The following is a 17,174-nucleotide window of genomic DNA, read 5'->3' on the forward strand; positions in this document are numbered from 1 at the left end:
CGCGAGTACTTGTGCAGATCTAGTCATCCGAGAGTGGCCGCATGCGAAATACGGGTCCGGCAACCTTTGCTCGCCTGCGGCTACTCATGCTTTACTAGTCGCGTGAACAGCGTTCGGATCTTCGTTCTCGGAGCTCTGGCCAAAGGCGGCCCGATGCACGGTCACCAGATCAGACGGGCCGCGGAACTCGACCGCATGGACCTCTGGAGTGACGTCAAACCGGGTTCGCTCTACGGCGCGCTGCACCGAATGGCCGCCGAGGATCTGATCGAGGCCGTCCGCACCGAGCAGGAGGGCAACTTCCCGGCACGGACCGTCTACCGAATCACCGATGCCGGCCGCAACGAGCTGATCGCCCACCGCGACGAGGCCCTGCGCACCGCACGCGTGCGACCCGACCCGGTCGACCTGGCCATGCAGAACACGTTCGATATGCCCGAAGAGGACCTGCGGGCCTACCTCGAGGAACGCAAACTCGCCTATGAGACGCTGCAGTCCTCGTGGCGGCAGCAGCAGCGGGTGGCTGAACCGCATATTCACGGTATGGAGCGAATGACGTTCCGGCACATCGAACTTCGGATCGAGGCCGAGCTGAAGTGGCATGCCGAACTGCTCGATCATCTGGACAAGCTGCTCGCGGACGAGGCCGAGCACAAGGACACCAAGGACGCCGCGGACGAGCACTGACCGTCCGCGGACATCGCCTGAATCTCAGCCCGGCAGTTTGGTTTCGATCAATCCGAACGGCATCGCGCCGCGCCGAACCCCGAGGAATTCCAGTCCGGCCTGCTGCGCCAGTTCGGCGAACTCCTCGGTCGTGCGCTCACGACCCGAACCGATCAACATCATCACCAGATCGATGAGGGTACTGAACGGTGAATTCGGCTGGGGCCCATCGGAAAGCACGTGTTCGATCATGACCACGCGTGCGCCGGGCACCGCCCGATCGACGCAGTTGCGCAGAATGCGGACACAGGTTTCGTCATCCCAGATATGCATGACCTGCCGCAGCAGATACAGATCCGCGCTCGCAGGCACCTCGAGGCGGATATCGGCCGCGATCACCTGGGTGCGATCGGCGAGCTGCCCGGCCAAGAGCACCGGATCGGCTTGCGCCACAACCTGATCCCGGTCGATCAGCACCCCGCCCAGTAGCGGATTACGCTCGAGGACCGTGCGCAGCAGCCCGCCCTGACCACCGCCGACATCGGCGATGACGCGGACATCGGTGAGATCGAGCATGCGGGCGATGGGTATCGAGGACCATTTGCCCGCCTCGGACATCGATTCGTCGAAGACCGCGCCCGCGCCCGGATCGTCCTCGGCGAAGTAGCGATACAGATCCTTGCCGTAGTGTTCGGTGAACGCTGCGTTGCCGGTGGTGACGTTGCCCGGAAGGTTCTGCCACACCGCCCAATTCCACTCCGAGGCGGCCAGGAGCAGCAGGCTGCGGACGCTGTGCGGGTTGTCCACCCGCAGCGCGCGCGAGTACTCGGTGTGGCGGTAGCGTTGCCCGCCGACGTCGGCGAAGACCCCGTGCGCTGCCAGTGCCCGTAACAGGCGGATCAGCGCGTGTTCGTCCACCCCGGCTTTGGCCGCCAATTCCTCGACCGGCATCGGCTCATCCTCGATGCAGTCGGCAAGCCGTAATTGAGCCGCGGTTTGCAGGATGCTGCTGACCCAAATGCCCTGTCCGAGCCGGCGCACCTCGGCGGCCGCCTCCATCGGCGTCACCTCGGGTTCGGTTGTGGCGGTGGCGGGTTCGGCACGATCTGACTTCTCGGTGAGATTCGACATCATTCCCTCTTCCGTATCGGGTCGCCGACGCGTGGTCAGCGGGCGGTGGGCAGCGCTGCGGGGTGTCCGAGCAGGTGCGCGAGCGCGTCGCGCAGGGTTGCGTGGGGGTCGGTGACCGCCGTGGGCGAGCGCCATGCGATGAAGCCGTCCGGTCGCACCAGCAGCGCGCCCGCAGGTGTGATGCCGCAGGACGCGGGCCACTGCCCGCTCGGATCGGTCAGCTCACCATCGGCGCCGATGCCGAAGGCATGCAGGGGAATTCCGATATCGATCGCCGCGGCCAGCCAGGGTGCGCCGTCGGCCCCGGTCAGCAGGGTCATCGAATCGGTGCACAGATCGAGCGTGGAGATGCGGACGCCGCGTTGCTTGAGCCACAGGTGCGGAATCCGGGTGCCCGGGCGACCGGTAAGGTCTAGCTGCTCGGGCATGACCTCGGTCGCGGGACCGCCGTCGTCGATGACCGCCGCCGAGGTGTATCGGTAGCCGACGATCACGGTCGGGAAGTCACGAAAACCGTTCTGCTCATGTGCGGTTGCCCGGAATCGCTCGCGCAGCAGCGCCTGATCGGCGACCGCGTGATCGACCGGAAGTCGCTCGGCGGCATAGGTTTCCAGTAGCGACTCTCCCGCCCAGCCGTGCAGGACTGCGGCCAGTTTCCAGGCCAGATTGTGTGCGTCCTGCATGCCGGCGTTGGCGCCGAACCCGCCGTGAGGCGGATGGGTATGTGCGGCGTCACCCGCCAAGAACACTCGCCCGGACCTGAACCGCTCCGCGATCAAATGCGCCGAATCCCAAGGAAATACGCCTTCGAGTTCGATCGGGACATCGTCGCGGCCGATGGCCTGGCGGACGAACTTCAGGGCGGTTTCGTCATCGATGACCACCGAGCCATTGCTGTCGACGAGTTCATCGAGTCCGGTCCAGAACATCCAGCGATCTCGCCCGTCCAGGCAAACCGCCACACCGGTAAGCGGTCCGACGATCAAGGCAAGAATGAATCGCCTGCCGCCGGTGACCTCGGTCAGATCGGCGTGGAACAGCACGCTCACCATGTGTTCGAGCAGCCCGTGTCCGGTGCGCTCGATCCCGAGGCGGTCGCGCAGGCCACTGCCGACCCCATCCGCGGCGATCAGATAGTCGGCCCGCACCCGATAGCTCTCGCCGGTGGCGCGATCGGCAACAATCGCGACGACCTCGTCGAGGCTCTGCTCGACCTCGAGGAGTTCGGCGGAGAACCGCACATCTGCGCCCGCGCTCTCCGCGCCCGCGCGCAGCACCGGTTCGAGCAGGTCCTGTCCACACCACACCGGATCGCAGGGACTCAGATCTGCCGCGAATTCGTCGCCACTCTCGGTGATGACCGCGTTGCCCAGATCCGCGAGCGAGCGCGTGCGCAGGATGATGCGCGGAATCTCGGGCCGGTCATCGGGCACCCCGGAGCGGCTCCCGTTCTTGCCGACCAGGCGCAGTCCAGCCGCCTGCACCGCCTCGGCTATCCCGGCGGACCGGAACAGTTCCATACTGCGGGCGTGCACGCCGGTGGCACGAGGCAGTGGCGAGGTGGTGGCCCGCCGTTCGACCAGCATGACCGGCACGTGCAGGCGGGCGAGAAATAGCGCGGCCGATAAACCGACCGGGCCGCCACCGGCGATCAGCACCGGTACTCTGACCTCGCGCATGGGTGTCTCCTTCCAGATCCGTTGCGGGGTGGTCAGTTCCGTGGTTCGTGCAGGACCTGGCAGAACATGATGGGGTTGCCGTCGGGATCGAAGAAGGTCTCCATCGCGACCAGTCCCTCGTACATCCACGCCGGTTGCCCGAACTCCACGCCGCGTGCCTGCAGCCTGGCCTTTTCTGCGATGAGGTCGCGTACGCCGAAGGTCAGCATGGCCCCGCCGCGCCCGAATCCGCTGTCGGCCTGCCATAGTCCGACGGCGACGTTCTCGGTATCGGTGGACAGTTCGCACCAGCCGATCTCGTCGGCGCGGAACAGCACCTCGAGGCCGAGGTTCGATTGGTACCACTCGATGGACCGCCGCAGGTCCGAGACGGTCAGCCAGGGGGTCACGATGCCGTCGTAGACGGGACGGGCCGCATGGGTCCGGTCGGGCATGATCTCGGTCATGGCCTTCTCGCTTTCTCGTTGATCACGCGGTGGCCGCGCATTCCAGGACGGCCCAGCCGGGTTTGCCGGGATGTTGAACCAGTTCGAAGCCTGCCGAGTTCAGTAGCCGATTCCATTCGCGCAACGTGCGTTCGCGTCCGCCGAACAGCACCAGCATGTCCACATCCAGGAATTTGGCGTGGTCCCAGCCGGGCGCCTCGCTCAGGACCTGCTCGCAGACGAAAAGCCGCCCGTTGCCTATGGATTCGCGCACTCGGCGCAGGACCGTAGCGGCATCGGGGTCGGACCAGTTGTGCAGGACGGTCCGCAGGACATAGGCGTCACAGCCGCGCGGGAGCTCGTCGGTCATGAAGTCCGCGGCAACACATTCGATGCGATCACTCATGCCGGCGGCGGCGATATACGGCGCGGCAGCAGCCAGTACGTGCGGACGTTCGACCAGTACACCCCGCGCCCCAGGGTTGCGTAGCAGTAGCGTGACCAGGAAATCGCCTGTCCCACCGCCGATATCGGCGATGGTGGGAAATCGCTCCGCTGCGATGCGGTCGGCGAACACTCTGCTGAGCCGCGCGCTCATGCCCGCCATATTGGTATCGAACAGCTCGGCGTCGGAAGGATTGGCCGCCAGATAATCCCAGAGCCCGGACCCCAGGGCCTGGGTGGTCGCGGGCTTACCGGTGCGGATGCTCTCTTGCAGCTGCTCGTACGGCCGGTGCACGAACCGCGCGCCGCTGTACTGGACGTAGGAAGCGATGCTCTGTGGCCCGTGCGAACGCAGGCCCTCTGCCAGTGGGGTGAGACCGACTCTGCCGCCGGGCAACTCGGCGAAGATGCCGACCGCGGCGGCCGCACGCAGCACCCGAGCCAAGGCGTCGGGATCGACATCCACCGCGGTCGCCAAGTCCACGACGGTGCGCGGGCCCTCGGCGAGCAGATCGGCCACGCCCAGACCGCCCAGCGCGCGTACGATCGCGGCCACTCGCGCCCCGCCACCGAGCAGTAGCAGTCGCTGCGCATGCGGGTCGTCGGGGAATCCCACCGAATCCGGCTCCGCCGCAGCGGCTTCGTTCTCCAAGGCGGCTTTCTCGACCAGTCCCTTGATCCGGGCCTGCTCCTTGCGGGTGGTGGTATTGAGGTGCTCGGTCATGCCCACGTCGTCGGTGTGCGCGCCGGACTTCATGGTGAAGTCCTGCACCCAGCGCATGCGCACGCCGTCGCTTTCCTGGGTGTAGGACCACGCGAGTTTCATGTACTCGAACGGCCCGGTCTCGATCCGGTGAGCGCGCACGGTGCGGGCCGCGGCGTCCAGGGTCCGTTCCGAGACCCAGGTCCACACGCGTCCCAGCTCATCGGGGTGCATGGTCAGTCGGAACACGAAGGTGTGCTCGTGCCGTTCGAGGACTTCCACGGCGGCGTATTCACTGAACAGCTGCGGCCAGGACGTCAGATCGTTGGTCATCTCCCAGACCAGATCCATTGGCGCGTCGATGATTACGGAGTTGTCGGTGTGCCCGGCCATCTCAGGCCTCCACCAGATACGAATTTGCCACCTGGACGGCGATGCGCGGGGTTTTCATCTCGATCAGCTCCGCGTCCGGGATCGTGATGCCGAACTCGGTTTTGAGCCGGCTCGCCAGTTCGAGTAAGGCGAGCGAGTCGTATCCCAGTTCGTCGAAGGGGGTGTCCAGCACGTCGCCATCGAGGTCGACCGCCTCGTCGACGCCCGCCCCCTGACGTAGCAGCCGATTGAGATCGGTTCGGGTGAATTCAGCCATCGGTTCCCTTTCCGGACTGTGCGGCCGTGAGCACCACGGCCGAATTGAAACCTCCGAAGCCGCGCGCGAGCACCAGGACCGTGCGGATTCGCGCTGGTCTGGGAGCTGCGGTGACGAGATCGAGTTCGATGCCGTCGGCGAGGTCGGTGACATTGACCGTCGGCGGGATCACCTGATCGCGGATGCTCAGCAGTGCGGCGGCCGTATCCAGCGGTGCGGCGCCCGAATACAGGCGTCCGGTACCGGATTTCGGCACCGTCACCGGGACGCCGTACGGACCGAAGACCGCACGGATGGCCGCCGCCTCGGCGACGTCCCGGTCCGGGATGCCCGCACCGTCGGCGAACACGACATCGACCGCGGTGGGGCCCACGTGTGCGTCGGCGAGCGCCAGATCGATTGCGCGGCGCAACCCACCCGGGCGATCCGAACCCGCCGGCGGATCGAATGTCGCAGCGTAGCCAGACAATTCGCCGTAGCTGCGCGCGCCGCGCGCCTGGGCCGCAGCTGCGGTCTCGAGCAGCAGGATCGCACCGCCCTCCCCCGGCAGGTAGCCGTTCGCGTCGGCATCGAACGGCAGATACGCTCGCGCGGGATCCTGCCGAACGCTCATCTTGCGGTTGGCGATCTGGGCGACCCACCCCCACGGGCACAGCGAACCGTCTGTGGCGCCGGTCAATACGATCCGCGAATCGCGGCGCAGCACGCGGCGGGCCTGTCCGAGCGCGTCCAGACCGCCCGCACCCTCGGTGACCACCACCCCGTTCTGTCCCCGCAGACCATGCCGGATCGATATCTGACCGGTGTTCACCGCGTAGAACCACGCGAACGACTGATAGGCGCTCACATGCGCGGGTCCGCGGCTCCACAGGTGTTCGAGCTCGCGCTGGCCGAATTCGAATCCGCCAGAATGGCTCGCGGTCACCACCGACATCTCGAAATCGGGCACTGCGGCGGGATCGAGCCGGGCATCGGCAAGGGCCTCCCCGGCGGCGACCAGGGCCATGCGGGTCATGCGATCGGTTTGCGGCAGTAGCCGATTCGGCAATCCCGAGGGATCGAAATCGGGAACCTCACCCGCCAGGACGGTTGGATACCGGGTGGCGTCGAAGGCCTTGATGGGTGCGAGGGCATTGCGCCCGGCCAGCGTCGAGGACCAGTACGACTCGATGTCGAGCCCGGTGGGCGCGACGATTCCCATTCCGGTGAATTGCGGTGCACCCGTGCGTTTTCCGGTGCTCATGATTGCCGCCCCGGTCGGGCCAGCAGAGCCGCGGATTGGAAACCGCCGAATCCGCTGCCCACACTGAGCACCACCTCGAGCGCGCTTTCTCGGGCCACGCACGGCACATAGTCCAGATCGCATTCGGGATCGGGAGTGTGCAGATTCGCGGTGGGCGGCACCAGACCGTGCTCGATCGCCAGCGCGCAGGCCGCCAGCTCGATCGAACCGATCGCGCCGAGGGAATGGCCCACCATCGATTTGAGAGAACTGACCGGTACCTGGTAGGCGTGCGCGCCCAAACTCCGTTTGAACGCACCGGTTTCGTGGCGGTCGTTCTGCTTGGTGCTCGACCCGTGCGCGTTCACGTAGCTCACCTGCGACGGATCGATGCGCGCCTCGCGCATGGCAGCGTCGATCGCTTCGGACATTTCACGTCCGTCGGCTTTGAGGCCGGTCATGTGATAGGCGTTGGCGCGCGAGGCGAATCCGATCAACTCCGCGTACATGTGCGCGCCGCGCGCCCGAGCGGCCTCGAGCTCTTCCAGGATCAGCACCGCCGACCCCTCCCCAAGTACGAACCCGTCTCGTTCGGCATCGAAAGGGCGAGAGGCGATGTCGGGGTGCTCGTTATTGGGTGAAGTGGCGTGGATGGCGTCGAAGCAGGCCGAGGTGATCGGCGAGATCGGGGCATCGGTCGCGCCGGTGATGACGATGTCGGCGGATCCCTCACGAATCAGGTCCGCGGCGTAGCCGACCGAATCCAAGCCCGAGGTGCAACCGGTGGAGATCAGCGCGACCGGACCTTCGGCCCCGACCGCCCAGGCGACTTCGGCCGCGAGGGTGCTGGGCACGAAATGCCCGAACAGGTGCGGGACCGCGTACGCGCCGTCGACCAGCCAGTCACGGCCCTCATTGCTGACCACCGCGTATTCCTGTTCGAGCCCCATGGTGGCCCCGACCGCGCTGCCCAGGGCCACCGCGGTGCGTTCGGGGGTGAATTCCGCGGCGACCAAGCCGGAATCGGCCAGCGCTTCGCGGGCGCACACCACCGCGAATTGCGTGGCGCGGTCCATGCGCCGGATCTCGCGCGCGGTGAGACCGTGATCCGCCGGGGTGAAATCACATTCGGCCGCGATCTGGGACCGATAGGGACCGGGATCGAAGAACGTGATGCGCCGGATAGCGGATTGCCCCGAGGTCAGTACCCGCCACGCGTCCTTGGTGCCGATCCCGCCCGGCACGATCATGCCGATCCCGGTGATCACCACCCGCCTGGCCATTACCGCACTCCCGCATCGGGTGTCGCGGCGTTATCGCCGACATGGGGCAGCGGTTCCGCGGGATGGGGTACCGGCTCGAGATCCACATGCCCGAGCTCGGGGCTCGGTGCGAGTGGGGCCACCGAGAACACCGCCTGCGCCACCTCGGGACCGTGATTCACGAAGCGGTGGGCGGTATCGCGGGGTACGAACAGGGCTTGCCCGGGCAACAGCGGCACCGGCTCACCGTCGACAGTGAGCTCGAGTTCCCCGCTGATCAGGTAGATGAACTTGTCCGAGTAGGGGTGTCGCTGGGCGGCGACGAACTCGCCGGGCAGCAGTGTCAGGGTGCCGTTGAACCCCGAAGTGGAACCAACTGTGCGCGGGCTCAACAGGATTCGGATCTCCCCGCCTTGGCGGATGGTCGCCCGCACCTCGGTGCGATCGATCCGGTAGCGCGCCGCCCCGGTGACCTGATTGCTCATGCACCGATCGTCGAATGAGCTGCTCGAGCAGCCCTCGAGCGGTCAGCAAGGCACGACTCGAGCGGTCGTGAACACCTGCTCGAGCCGCCTGCGCGAGGCTCGATCTCGCCCACCATCGCCCGAAGAACAGGAGCGCCACGGTGTTTCGAGCTCTCTTTGTGCGCCGCATGGCCACCGCGCACATCCCTGATGTCACGGCGCTGTTCGATGCGCACGATCGCACCCGGCTGCCCGGGGCCATAGGCGTCACCCGGCGCACGCTGTTCCACTTCCACGACCTGTACTTCCATCTGGTGGAAGCCGACCGGGACATGGTGGCGAATGTGCGCACCCACCGGGACGATCCGCGGCTGCGCATGCTGGACAGCGGGCTCGCCCGCTATCTGGCGCCCTATGAGGCGAGCGCGCCGACCATGGGCGATTCCCAAGCCCGCGTCTTCTACTCCTGGTCTCCCACCGCCACCGCCGCCCCGGCCGGGTTCCGCAAGATCCTGCGTTTCGATGTCGCCCGCGACCAGCGTGCCGGATTCGAACGCGCCTGGGACGCCATGGGTGCGGCCGCGCGAGCACATCCGGCCAATCTCGATCAGTGCCTGGCGTACGACGCCGAGATCGGGTGCTATCTGCTGATCACCGACTGGGTCGACGAGGAAGGCTACCTGGACTTCCAGCGCAGCGACGCCCATCGCAACGCCGGACCCGAGTTGAAGCAGTACCTGCGCGCGGTCGCGCGACCGGATATCGTGCGCCGGGTCGCGCCGTTGCCCATGCCGTTGGCGCCGGCGGAGACCGCGTGAACGCCGTGCTCACCCGGCCGCAGGAGCAGGATCTGTTGCGCATGTTGCTGATTCGGCATTTCGAATTGGCTTTGCTGGACCTGTTCGCCGCCGGTGCGCTGCACGGCACCACGCACACCTGCCTGGGCCAGGAATATGTGCCGGTGGCGGTTTCGGGGCTGTTGCACCCCGACGACGTGGTGCTGAGCAATCACCGCGGCCACGGCCACTATCTGGCCCGCTTCGATGATCCCGAAGGGCTGCTGGCCGAGATCATGGGGCGGGCCGGGGCGCTGTGCGGCGGGGTCGGCGGCAGTCAGCATCTGTACCGGCCGACCTTCCTGTCCACCGGGATACAGGGTGAAAATGTCACGCTCGCAACGGGAATCGCATTGCATATGCGGAACACGCCCGGACGGCGCATCGCGGTGGTGTACACCGGCGACGGCACCTGGGGGGAGGGCGCGGTCTATGAGGCGTTGAATATGGCCGCACTGTGGCAGGTGCCGTTGCTGATCGTGGTCGAGAACAACGGCATCGCCCAGAGCACACCGACCCGCGCGCATATGGCAGGCACCGTGGCTGCCCGCGCCGCCGCTTTCGGTGTGCCACACCGGAAAATCCACGGATGCGATGTCGAGGCCATCCGGGTCGAGCTCGCCTCGCTCGTCGATGCCGTGCGCGGTGGAGGTGGACCCGCGGTGGTCGAATTCGACACCTTTCGACTCGGTCCGCACAGCAAGGGCGATGACACCCGCTCCCCCAGCGAGCTCGAAGCGCTGCTGGCCCGGGACTGGACCGTGCACTATCGCGACCGTCATGGCGCACAGTACGACGTCGCCGACACCTGCCAATCCGAGCGGATCGCATTGGTGGTCAAGGACATCGGCACACGACCGCTCGCGAGCGGGGAGGCGATATGGACCGGGCACACCGCGTAATCGAGAACTTGAACGCCGCACTGCGCGCGTTGCTGGCCGTCGCCGGCGTCTATCTGCTCGGCGAGGACGTCAGCGACCCCTACGGTGGCGCGTTCAAGGCGACCAAGGGCCTGTCCTCCGCTTACCCGGAACGGGTGATCAGCACTCCCATCTCCGAGAACGCCCTGGTGGGGGTCGCGAATGGGCTGGCGCTGCAAGGCAATACGGTGATCGTGGAGATCATGTTCGCCGATTTCGCGGGCCTCGCCTTCGACCAGGTGCTCAATATGACGTCCAAATCGACCTCGATGTACGGCGCGCGCCTGCCCATGCGGGTGCTGATCCGGCTACCCGTCGGCGGCGGCCGAGGCTACGGGCCGACGCACAGTCAGAGTCCGCAGAAGCACTTCCTGGGCATCCCGGACCTGAGGATTGTGGAGATCAACGCCTATCGGGACAGCCTCGAGGTGCTGCGTGCGGTACTGGAGACCGGTGGACCCGCACTCGTGGTGGAGGACAAGGTTCTGTACACCCGGCGCATGGCCGATCCCGGTCCGATCGATGAGCTCTTCCACGCCGAGTTGCTCCCGGGGCCCTTGGGGCACACCAGGATCACGATGAGCGATAACCCCGAAGAACTGGACTGCTTGCTCATCGCTGCGGGCGGGATGGCCGATCGAGCGGTCGAGGCCGCCCGGCGACTGGCCCTGGAATCGGATCTGCTGTGCCAGGTGATCGTGCCCACGCTGCTGCACCCATTCGATGTGGAACCCATTGCCGCGGCCTGTGATTCGGCGCGCATCATCTGCGTCGCAGAGGAGAGTACGGGCGGTGGCACCTGGGGCGCCGATATCGCACAGGCGATCTATCAACGCTGCTGGCCGAATCTACAGCGCCCGATCGTGCTGGCGCACTCCGATTCCGGGGTCATCCCCGCAGCCGTGCATCTCGAGCGCAACGTTCTCATTGACACCCAGCGCATCGTCGATGCGGTTCGAAAGGGCCTCGATGGCTGAGATCTTTGTCCCGGTACTCAATGCCAATGACGAATCCTGCACGCTCGTGGAATGGCTGTGCGAGGACGGTGATCGGGTGCGCGCCGGTGATCCGATCGCGGTCGCCGAAACCTCCAAGGCCAGTGTCGATATCGTCGCCGATGTCGACGGGATCCTGCAGCGAGCGGTCGCGGCGGCGACCGAAATCACGTTCGGCGAGCCGATCGGGCACCTGTTCGACTCCGAGGAGCAGCGTCTGGACCACCTCGCGGCTGCGAGTGAAACAGTCGGTGCTGCAGCAGAACCCACGACGAAGGCGAGCTATGTGCTCACCGACGCCGCGCGAGCGCTGGTGGAGCAGCACGGTATCACCGACGAGCAGTTGCGTGGCCTCGGCAAACGTGTGATCCGCGGCGGCGATGTGGAGAATTTGACCTCGACCACGATCGAACTGAGCCTGAACCAGCGTCAGGTCGCTCGGTCGGTCTCGCGGTCGTGGCAGAGCATCCCGGCCGCCTATAACGTGACCCGGCTGCTTGTGGCGAACGCCCTTGCGTTGCGGCAGGAGCTGCGCGCCGAGCGCGGCATCGATATCGGTCTGCCCGTCCTGCTGATTCGCGCGATCGCCCGGCTGCACAACGACTTTCCGCTGCTGTTCGCCAGTATCGGGCACGACGGCCGTACCGCGACCATCACGGGCGCCGATATCGGGGTGACCGTGGACGCGGGTGCGGGGCTGTTCGTTCCGGTGCTCCGTGATCCCGCCGGGCGTCCGATCGAGGAACTCGCCGCCGATCTGGCCCGCCTGCAAAAGTGCGCGGTGCAGGGGAGATTCAGTTCCGCTGACCTCGTGGGTGGCGCGCTGACCGTATCGATCAATCCCTATCACGACACGGTGTTCGTGATCCCGCTAGTGTTTCCCGGCCAGTCGGTCGCAGTGTCGCTCGCGGCGGTCACCGACGAGATCGTTCTGGACCCCGCGAACCAGCCGGTGCGCCGGCCGGTCACGCAGCTGGGCATCGCCTATGACCATCGCCTGGTAAACGGTCGCGATGCCGCGATGTTCTCCCGCCGCCTCAAGGGCGAGCTCGAATCTCCGCTCGCCCTGCGCAATCTGCTGACCTGATCTCTCAGCACACCTCCAGTCGCGGGCGTGGATGTGGCTGCGCGACGCACAGCCGCACCACCGGATGCATACTCAGGCGCAGATCGCCCGCGCCGCCGTACCGGCATTCCACCAACTGCTCATTGGCCAGTCGCCCGATCGCGGCCTCGGTCTCACGTCGCGGCAATTGCAGGGCGCAGCACACGGTCGTCGCGGTCCGCGCACCCGTGCGCACCGCTTCGAAGACCCGCAGCTCGGTTTCGCCGAGCATGGTCAGACTGGCCGAAATGGCCGCTCCGACATCCGATTCGCCGTAGCGCAGCAGATTGAGTCGATTGCTCTCGTCCGCGAGCAGTTCGGTCAGGTACTCGAGCGACAATCCGGGCCAGTTCTCCCACAGCGCGCCGACCGCGGTCAACGCCAAAGGCAAACCGCCGCACAGCTGTACCACCGCGCGCGCCGCGGGCTCCTCGGCGATCACCCGAGCTTTGCCGACCAGCATGGCGAGCAATTCCAGTGCGCTGTCGACCGAGAGCACCTCGAGGTTGATCCGGTGCACTCCCCCGAGTTCGGACAACCGGCGTCGGCTGGTGACGATCAACCCGGACTCACTGCCCGTCGGCGACAGCGCCCGGACCTGTTCAGCCGAATAGGCGTCATCCAGCACCACCAGCACCGATCGCGCCGCAGTCCAGCTGCGAAACATATTGATGCGCTGGGCGGTCGAGCGCGGCATCGGATCGGTGCAGCCGAGCGCACGCAGGAAGCCCTCCAGGATCATCCCGGTCTCCACCGGCCGCCCGCCGATACGCAGTTCCGCGACCAGCTGACCATCGGGATACCGGCCGCGGACCTGGTGTGCGGCGCGCAATCCGACCGCGGTCTTGCCGACCCCGGCCATCCCGGTCACGAGCACTGCGACCGGACCTGATCCCACCCGCGCGTCGATGCCCAGATGCCGGACCACCGTGTCCAATTCGCGGGCGCGCCCGACCAGTGCGCCCAGATCGGGCGGCAGGTGCGCGGGCACTCGCGGACCGATCTGCACCGCGGCCGAATCCGGTACGCCAAGTTCGTCATCGGCCATCAGGATCATCTGATGCACACGTTCGGCCTCGGCGCTGGGATCCAGGCCCAGATGTTCGGCCAGGGTGATGCGCAGGCGGTGGAAGACCGCCAGTGCCTCGCTGCGGCGGCCAGTACGGAACAGCGCGATCATCAATTGGATGTGAAAGCCTTCGTGCAGTGGGTGTTCGGCGATGAGCGCACCCAATTCCCCGATCAAACTGGCGTGCCGGGCCAGGCGCAGATCCGCGTCGATCCGCATTGACAGCGCGTGCAGTTTGCGTTCGCTGAACCGCAGCACATGGGTATCGAGCATGGGTCCGGTGGGCACATCGGCCAGCATCGGACCGCGCCACAGTTTCAGGGCGTGTTGCAGTTCGGTGGATGCCAATTCGGGAACCCCGTCATCGAGTGCGCGGGTGCCGCGTCCGACCAGATCCTCGAATCGAGTGGTGTCGACGCGACCCGCTGGAATGTGCAGGGAATAGCCGGACGAGGAAGTCACCACCGAGACGTCGGTATCGGTGCGGGCCAGGCGGCGCAAATGGCAAATATAGGTTTGCAAAGTGGATTGGGCGCTGCGGGGCGGGCGTTCGGGCCATAGTTCGCGCATCAGCACTTTGGCCGGAATCACCTCGCCCGCATGCAATGTGAACAAAGTCAGCAGGGTGCGGACTTTCGGAGCGGTCGGGGTGACGACTTGTCCTCCCGATTCCACGCGCAGGCCGCCGAGCATGTCGATCCTCATTTGTAGGCCCCCTCCGGCCTCGGGCGAAAAGCCCGGCACTTCGAACACCGCTACGGGGCCGCACTCGGAACGGCATCCTGCCCAGACTCGCCGTCGAGTATCCAGCCGATGAAGATCCGAAATCCGGCAATCAGTAGTCGTGTTCTCGGTCATCTGAATTCGATTGTCTGCCACCGCATCCCGACGCATCCGTCCCCACACGGAAATATGCCGATAGGCGAAGTAAGAGTCGTTTCGTCGCGAGACTACTCAAGCATGAGTAGGTTGCACTGTCAACATGAGCGGTGCCGAGGCAAATACGCTGTCGCGCTAAGGTTTCGGCTGCTCACGACCCGATGATCCTGCGGCTCGCTCGAGTCCGACTTGAACGGCTGTCCAGAGCCTCGAGCGCCGGTCAAGCGGTACGCAAATCCACCCTGGCAGCGTGAGTGCCATGGGAATCGCCTTGTTGAGCACCATCTCTCTGGTGGCCACCGGACTGGTCGCGGGAATATTGCTCGGGGTTGCCATGGCCAACGTTCCCGGATTTCTGGCCATGCCGGCGGAACAGTACGTCGCGACCCACCAGCTGTTCGACCGGCACTACGAGCCGACCATGCCCGCCCTCGTCGCGATCGGCGGGATCGCCGATATCGGACTCGCACTGATGAGTGAAACCGGCTCGGCCACCACACTATTCATACTCGCCATGCTGTTACTGGTTGGCACCGCAATGGTTTCGCAATTCGCCAATGTACCGCTGCTGAGTTCGGTGCGTGACGTCGACCCCGCTGCCCTGAGCCAGGATTGGGCCGATCCGCGACTACCGTGGCGACGCTGGCACCAGATCAGAACCGTGCTGTCGACTCTCGCACTGGCGGCCACAGCGCTGGCAGTGGCGATCTGAGCCCTTCTCGACCATTCGGAGGTCATGTCCATGCCGCAATCCGAGCACCCCGATTTCGCCACCCTCACCGATGTGATCGCGCCGTGGGCGATGCGGGTCGCCGCCACCCTGGGATTGGCCGACCACATTGGCGCGGGTGTCACCACGATTCCCGAACTCGCCATTGTCGCCGGTGCCGATCCGGACGCGTTGCGCCGACTGATGCGCTTTCTCGTAGTGCGCGGGGTATTCCGCGAAATCGATACCGGTTCGTACGCTTTGGGGCCGAGCGCGCAATTACTCAAGGCCGATCATCCGGCGGGCAGGCATAAGTGGCTCGATCTGTCCGGTGCGGGCGCGGTGCTCGATGCCACCTATGTCGGACTGCTCGATTCGATTCGCACCGGCGAGCCCGCATACGAACGGGTGCACGGACTCTCGTTCTGGGAGCATCTGTCGGCCGAGCCCGCACTGGCCGCCTCGTTCGACACCCTGATGGCGGAGAACGCTTCGTGGTTCGGTGAAGTCTCCGCGGCCTATGACTGGACCGGAATCGAGCAGATCGTGGACGTCGGTGGCGGGACCGGGGCGTTGCTGGCGGATGTCCTTGCCGCACAACCGCATCTGAGTGGTGTGCTGCTCGACCTGCCCGATACCGTGGCCGCCGCGGAAGCGATTCTGGACGCGGCGGGCGTGCGCGAGCGTGCTCGTGTCATCGGTGCGAGCTTCTTCGACCCTTGGCCGCCCGGTGCGCAGGTCTACCTGCTCTCGCATGTACTGCACGACTGGAACGACGAAGACGCTCGCCGCATCCTGCGGCGCGGTGCCGAAGCGATCGGCGAGGGCGGCCGACTGTTGCTGATCGAGCGCCTCGCCGATGACGAACCCGACGAACTGCTCGCCACCAAAATGGACCTGCGCATGCTGGTACTGGTCGGCGGACGCGAACGCGGTGCGGGCGACTTCGCCTGCCTGGCAGGAGATGTCGGACTCGACTGCCGAACCCTGGTCCGGACCGATTCCGGGCGCACCCTCCTCGAATGCAGAAAGCGATGAGCCATATGCCACGCAAACCGGTGGAAACACCCTCGCAGACAATCCTGGTAACCGGAGCGACCGGCCTGCAGGGTGGCGCGGTCGCGCGCCGCCTGCTCGCGGACGGCCACCGGGTTCGGGCGCTGGTCCGGAACCCGCTCACACCCGCGGCCGTCGCCCTGGCCGGGCTCGGAATAGAGCTCGCCACAGGTGATTTCGCCGATGCCGGCGCGGTCCGTGCCGCAGCCGACGGCGCGGACCACGCCTACGTCATGGGCACGCCCGCGGAATCCGGACCGGATGTGGAGCGGGACAACGCGATTCGGGTCCTGGACGCGGTAGCCGACGCAGGGGTGGGGCATATCACCTACAGCTCGGCCGCCGCGGCCGATCGGGAGATCGGCATCCCGTGGTTCGACAGCAAGAAGGATGTCGAATTGCACCTCGCGGGGGTACCGGTCCCCTGGACGATCATCGCTCCGGTGGTCTTCATGGATGTCATGCTGGCTCCGCACGTGATCAATGCGCTCCGTGCTGGATTCCTGCCGATGGCGCTACCGGCCGTGCGCGCACTGGCCTATGTCGATGTCGCCGATATCGCGGGGTTTGCCGCCGCCGTAGTGACCCAGCCTGCCGACTTCAGCGGTCAGCGCATCGAAATCGCTTCCGACGAGCTCACCGGCCCTGCTGCCGCGGCCGCGATATCCGCAGCCACCGGGCGCGCTATCACGTACGTGGTTCAACCGCTGGGCGAGCTGGCGGCCTGGAACCCCGAACTCGCCCGCATGTTCCAGTGGTTCGACGAGGTCGGCTTCGGCCTGGATCTGCCCGCCCTGCACGCCGCGCACCCCCGGGTCCGCTGGCACACCTTTGCCGAATGGGCGGCAACCACCTCCTGGGCCATGCTCGACACCCACGACGAGCACACCGGCTGAACACACCGACCAGCACGCAGCGAGCCGCGTCGATATCATTGGCGCAGCAGCAGACCAGGGCCTG

At 66.2% G+C, this 17,174-nt stretch carries 17 protein-coding genes; 8 read left to right on the forward strand and 9 right to left on the reverse strand.

All coding sequences use genetic code 11. The annotated features are described in order from the left end of the window. The first annotated feature begins 102 nt into the window (after positions 1-102). Complete coding sequence (locus ACFC0O_RS16220; protein ID WP_375958448.1) at positions 103-687, forward strand: PadR family transcriptional regulator; 585 nt, start codon at positions 103-105, stop codon at positions 685-687. 24 nt (positions 688-711) lie between these two features. Here ACFC0O_RS16220 and ACFC0O_RS16225 read toward each other — a convergent pair whose 3' ends face one another. From ACFC0O_RS16225 to ACFC0O_RS16260, 8 genes are read right to left on the reverse strand one after another with little or no spacing between them, the layout of a single operon-like run. After that, the gene (locus ACFC0O_RS16225; RefSeq protein WP_375958450.1) at positions 712-1,797 is read right to left on the reverse strand and encodes a methyltransferase; all 1,086 of its coding nucleotides are present in this window, start codon (positions 1,795-1,797) and stop codon (positions 712-714) included. Between the two features lie 35 nt (positions 1,798-1,832). Continuing rightward, a complete protein-coding gene (locus tag ACFC0O_RS16230) occupies positions 1,833-3,476 on the reverse strand; it encodes an FAD-dependent monooxygenase (protein ID WP_375958452.1) in 1,644 nt (547 codons plus the stop codon). Positions 3,477-3,508: 32 nt separating this feature from the next. After that, the gene (locus tag ACFC0O_RS16235) at positions 3,509-3,922 is read right to left on the reverse strand and encodes a VOC family protein (RefSeq protein WP_375958454.1); all 414 of its coding nucleotides are present in this window, start codon (positions 3,920-3,922) and stop codon (positions 3,509-3,511) included. Between the two features lie 22 nt (positions 3,923-3,944). Beyond that, positions 3,945-5,441: a methyltransferase gene (locus ACFC0O_RS16240; protein WP_375958456.1), complete on the reverse strand. Its 1,497-nt coding sequence runs from the start codon at positions 5,439-5,441 to the stop codon at positions 3,945-3,947. A gap of 1 nt (position 5,442) precedes the next feature. Continuing rightward, on the reverse strand, positions 5,443-5,697 hold the full coding sequence (locus tag ACFC0O_RS16245) for an acyl carrier protein (protein WP_375958458.1): 255 nt from the start codon (positions 5,695-5,697) through the stop codon (positions 5,443-5,445). Next, positions 5,690-6,940: a ketosynthase chain-length factor gene (locus ACFC0O_RS16250; RefSeq protein ID WP_375958460.1), complete on the reverse strand. Its 1,251-nt coding sequence runs from the start codon at positions 6,938-6,940 to the stop codon at positions 5,690-5,692. Before ACFC0O_RS16250 ends, ACFC0O_RS16245 begins: the two co-directional genes overlap by 8 nt. Beyond that, positions 6,937-8,202, reverse strand: a complete 1,266-nt coding sequence (locus ACFC0O_RS16255) for a beta-ketoacyl-[acyl-carrier-protein] synthase family protein (protein WP_375958462.1) — start codon at positions 8,200-8,202, stop codon at positions 6,937-6,939. The genes ACFC0O_RS16250 and ACFC0O_RS16255 overlap by 4 nt, the downstream gene beginning before the upstream one ends. After that, positions 8,202-8,666, reverse strand: a complete 465-nt coding sequence (locus ACFC0O_RS16260; RefSeq protein WP_375958464.1) for a cupin domain-containing protein — start codon at positions 8,664-8,666, stop codon at positions 8,202-8,204. Before ACFC0O_RS16260 ends, ACFC0O_RS16255 begins: the two co-directional genes overlap by 1 nt. Before the next feature lie 140 nt (positions 8,667-8,806). Here ACFC0O_RS16260 and ACFC0O_RS16265 point away from each other — a divergent pair, with 140 nt between their 5' ends. Genes ACFC0O_RS16265 through ACFC0O_RS16280 form a run of 4 tightly spaced genes read left to right on the forward strand, consistent with a single transcriptional unit; the run spans position 8,807 to position 12,483 of the window. Beyond that, positions 8,807-9,463: a TcmI family type II polyketide cyclase gene (locus ACFC0O_RS16265; RefSeq protein WP_375958466.1), complete on the forward strand. Its 657-nt coding sequence runs from the start codon at positions 8,807-8,809 to the stop codon at positions 9,461-9,463. Further along, positions 9,460-10,383 carry a thiamine pyrophosphate-dependent dehydrogenase E1 component subunit alpha gene (locus ACFC0O_RS16270; RefSeq protein WP_375958468.1) on the forward strand — a complete coding sequence of 308 codons (924 nt, stop codon included), beginning with the start codon at positions 9,460-9,462 and terminating at the stop codon, positions 10,381-10,383. The genes ACFC0O_RS16265 and ACFC0O_RS16270 overlap by 4 nt, the downstream gene beginning before the upstream one ends. Next, the gene (locus ACFC0O_RS16275; protein ID WP_375958470.1) at positions 10,362-11,378 is read left to right on the forward strand and encodes an alpha-ketoacid dehydrogenase subunit beta; all 1,017 of its coding nucleotides are present in this window, start codon (positions 10,362-10,364) and stop codon (positions 11,376-11,378) included. The genes ACFC0O_RS16270 and ACFC0O_RS16275 overlap by 22 nt, the downstream gene beginning before the upstream one ends. Then, positions 11,371-12,483, forward strand: coding sequence for a 2-oxo acid dehydrogenase subunit E2 (locus tag ACFC0O_RS16280; protein WP_375958472.1), 1,113 nt, complete (start codon positions 11,371-11,373; stop codon positions 12,481-12,483). Before ACFC0O_RS16275 ends, ACFC0O_RS16280 begins: the two co-directional genes overlap by 8 nt. Positions 12,484-12,487: 4 nt before the next feature. Here ACFC0O_RS16280 and ACFC0O_RS16285 read toward each other — a convergent pair whose 3' ends face one another. Next, entirely contained in the window at positions 12,488-14,275 is a 1,788-nt protein-coding gene (locus tag ACFC0O_RS16285) for a BTAD domain-containing putative transcriptional regulator (RefSeq protein ID WP_375958474.1), read from the reverse strand. 433 nt (positions 14,276-14,708) lie between these two features. On the opposite strand from ACFC0O_RS16285, the gene ACFC0O_RS16290 reads away from it, so the two are divergent. Genes ACFC0O_RS16290 through ACFC0O_RS16300 form a run of 3 tightly spaced genes read left to right on the forward strand, consistent with a single transcriptional unit; the run spans position 14,709 to position 17,110 of the window. Next, positions 14,709-15,161, forward strand: coding sequence for an anthrone oxygenase family protein (locus tag ACFC0O_RS16290; RefSeq protein ID WP_375960740.1), 453 nt, complete (start codon positions 14,709-14,711; stop codon positions 15,159-15,161). Between the two features lie 30 nt (positions 15,162-15,191). Beyond that, positions 15,192-16,196 carry a methyltransferase gene (locus ACFC0O_RS16295; protein WP_375958476.1) on the forward strand — a complete coding sequence of 335 codons (1,005 nt, stop codon included), beginning with the start codon at positions 15,192-15,194 and terminating at the stop codon, positions 16,194-16,196. Further along, positions 16,181-17,110, forward strand: coding sequence for an NmrA family NAD(P)-binding protein (locus tag ACFC0O_RS16300; RefSeq protein WP_375958478.1), 930 nt, complete (start codon positions 16,181-16,183; stop codon positions 17,108-17,110). Before ACFC0O_RS16295 ends, ACFC0O_RS16300 begins: the two co-directional genes overlap by 16 nt. Positions 17,111-17,174: the final 64 nt, after the last annotated feature.

Origin of the sequence: Nocardia sp. NPDC056100 (genome assembly GCF_042266325.1) — a bacterium.
Classification (GTDB): domain Bacteria; phylum Actinomycetota; class Actinomycetes; order Mycobacteriales; family Mycobacteriaceae; genus Nocardia.

Excerpts from the sequence above, each read along its gene's own strand:
- ACFC0O_RS16275 (WP_375958470.1), top strand. The coding sequence starts at position 10,362 with ATGGACCGGGCACACCGCGTAATCGAGAACTTGAACGCCGCACTGCGC.
- ACFC0O_RS16245 (WP_375958458.1), bottom strand. The coding sequence starts at position 5,697 with ATGGCTGAATTCACCCGAACCGATCTCAATCGGCTGCTACGTCAGGGG.
- ACFC0O_RS16240 (WP_375958456.1), bottom strand. The coding sequence starts at position 5,441 with ATGGCCGGGCACACCGACAACTCCGTAATCATCGACGCGCCAATGGAT.
- ACFC0O_RS16250 (WP_375958460.1), bottom strand. The coding sequence starts at position 6,940 with ATGAGCACCGGAAAACGCACGGGTGCACCGCAATTCACCGGAATGGGA.
- ACFC0O_RS16295 (WP_375958476.1), top strand. The coding sequence starts at position 15,192 with ATGCCGCAATCCGAGCACCCCGATTTCGCCACCCTCACCGATGTGATC.
- ACFC0O_RS16280 (WP_375958472.1), top strand. The coding sequence starts at position 11,371 with ATGGCTGAGATCTTTGTCCCGGTACTCAATGCCAATGACGAATCCTGC.
- ACFC0O_RS16225 (WP_375958450.1), bottom strand. The coding sequence starts at position 1,797 with ATGTCGAATCTCACCGAGAAGTCAGATCGTGCCGAACCCGCCACCGCC.
- ACFC0O_RS16285 (WP_375958474.1), bottom strand. The coding sequence starts at position 14,275 with ATGAGGATCGACATGCTCGGCGGCCTGCGCGTGGAATCGGGAGGACAA.
- ACFC0O_RS16255 (WP_375958462.1), bottom strand. The coding sequence starts at position 8,202 with ATGGCCAGGCGGGTGGTGATCACCGGGATCGGCATGATCGTGCCGGGC.
- ACFC0O_RS16230 (WP_375958452.1), bottom strand. The coding sequence starts at position 3,476 with ATGCGCGAGGTCAGAGTACCGGTGCTGATCGCCGGTGGCGGCCCGGTC.
- ACFC0O_RS16235 (WP_375958454.1), bottom strand. The coding sequence starts at position 3,922 with ATGACCGAGATCATGCCCGACCGGACCCATGCGGCCCGTCCCGTCTAC.
- ACFC0O_RS16290 (WP_375960740.1), top strand. The coding sequence starts at position 14,709 with ATGGGAATCGCCTTGTTGAGCACCATCTCTCTGGTGGCCACCGGACTG.
- ACFC0O_RS16260 (WP_375958464.1), bottom strand. The coding sequence starts at position 8,666 with ATGAGCAATCAGGTCACCGGGGCGGCGCGCTACCGGATCGATCGCACC.
- ACFC0O_RS16300 (WP_375958478.1), top strand. The coding sequence starts at position 16,181 with ATGCAGAAAGCGATGAGCCATATGCCACGCAAACCGGTGGAAACACCC.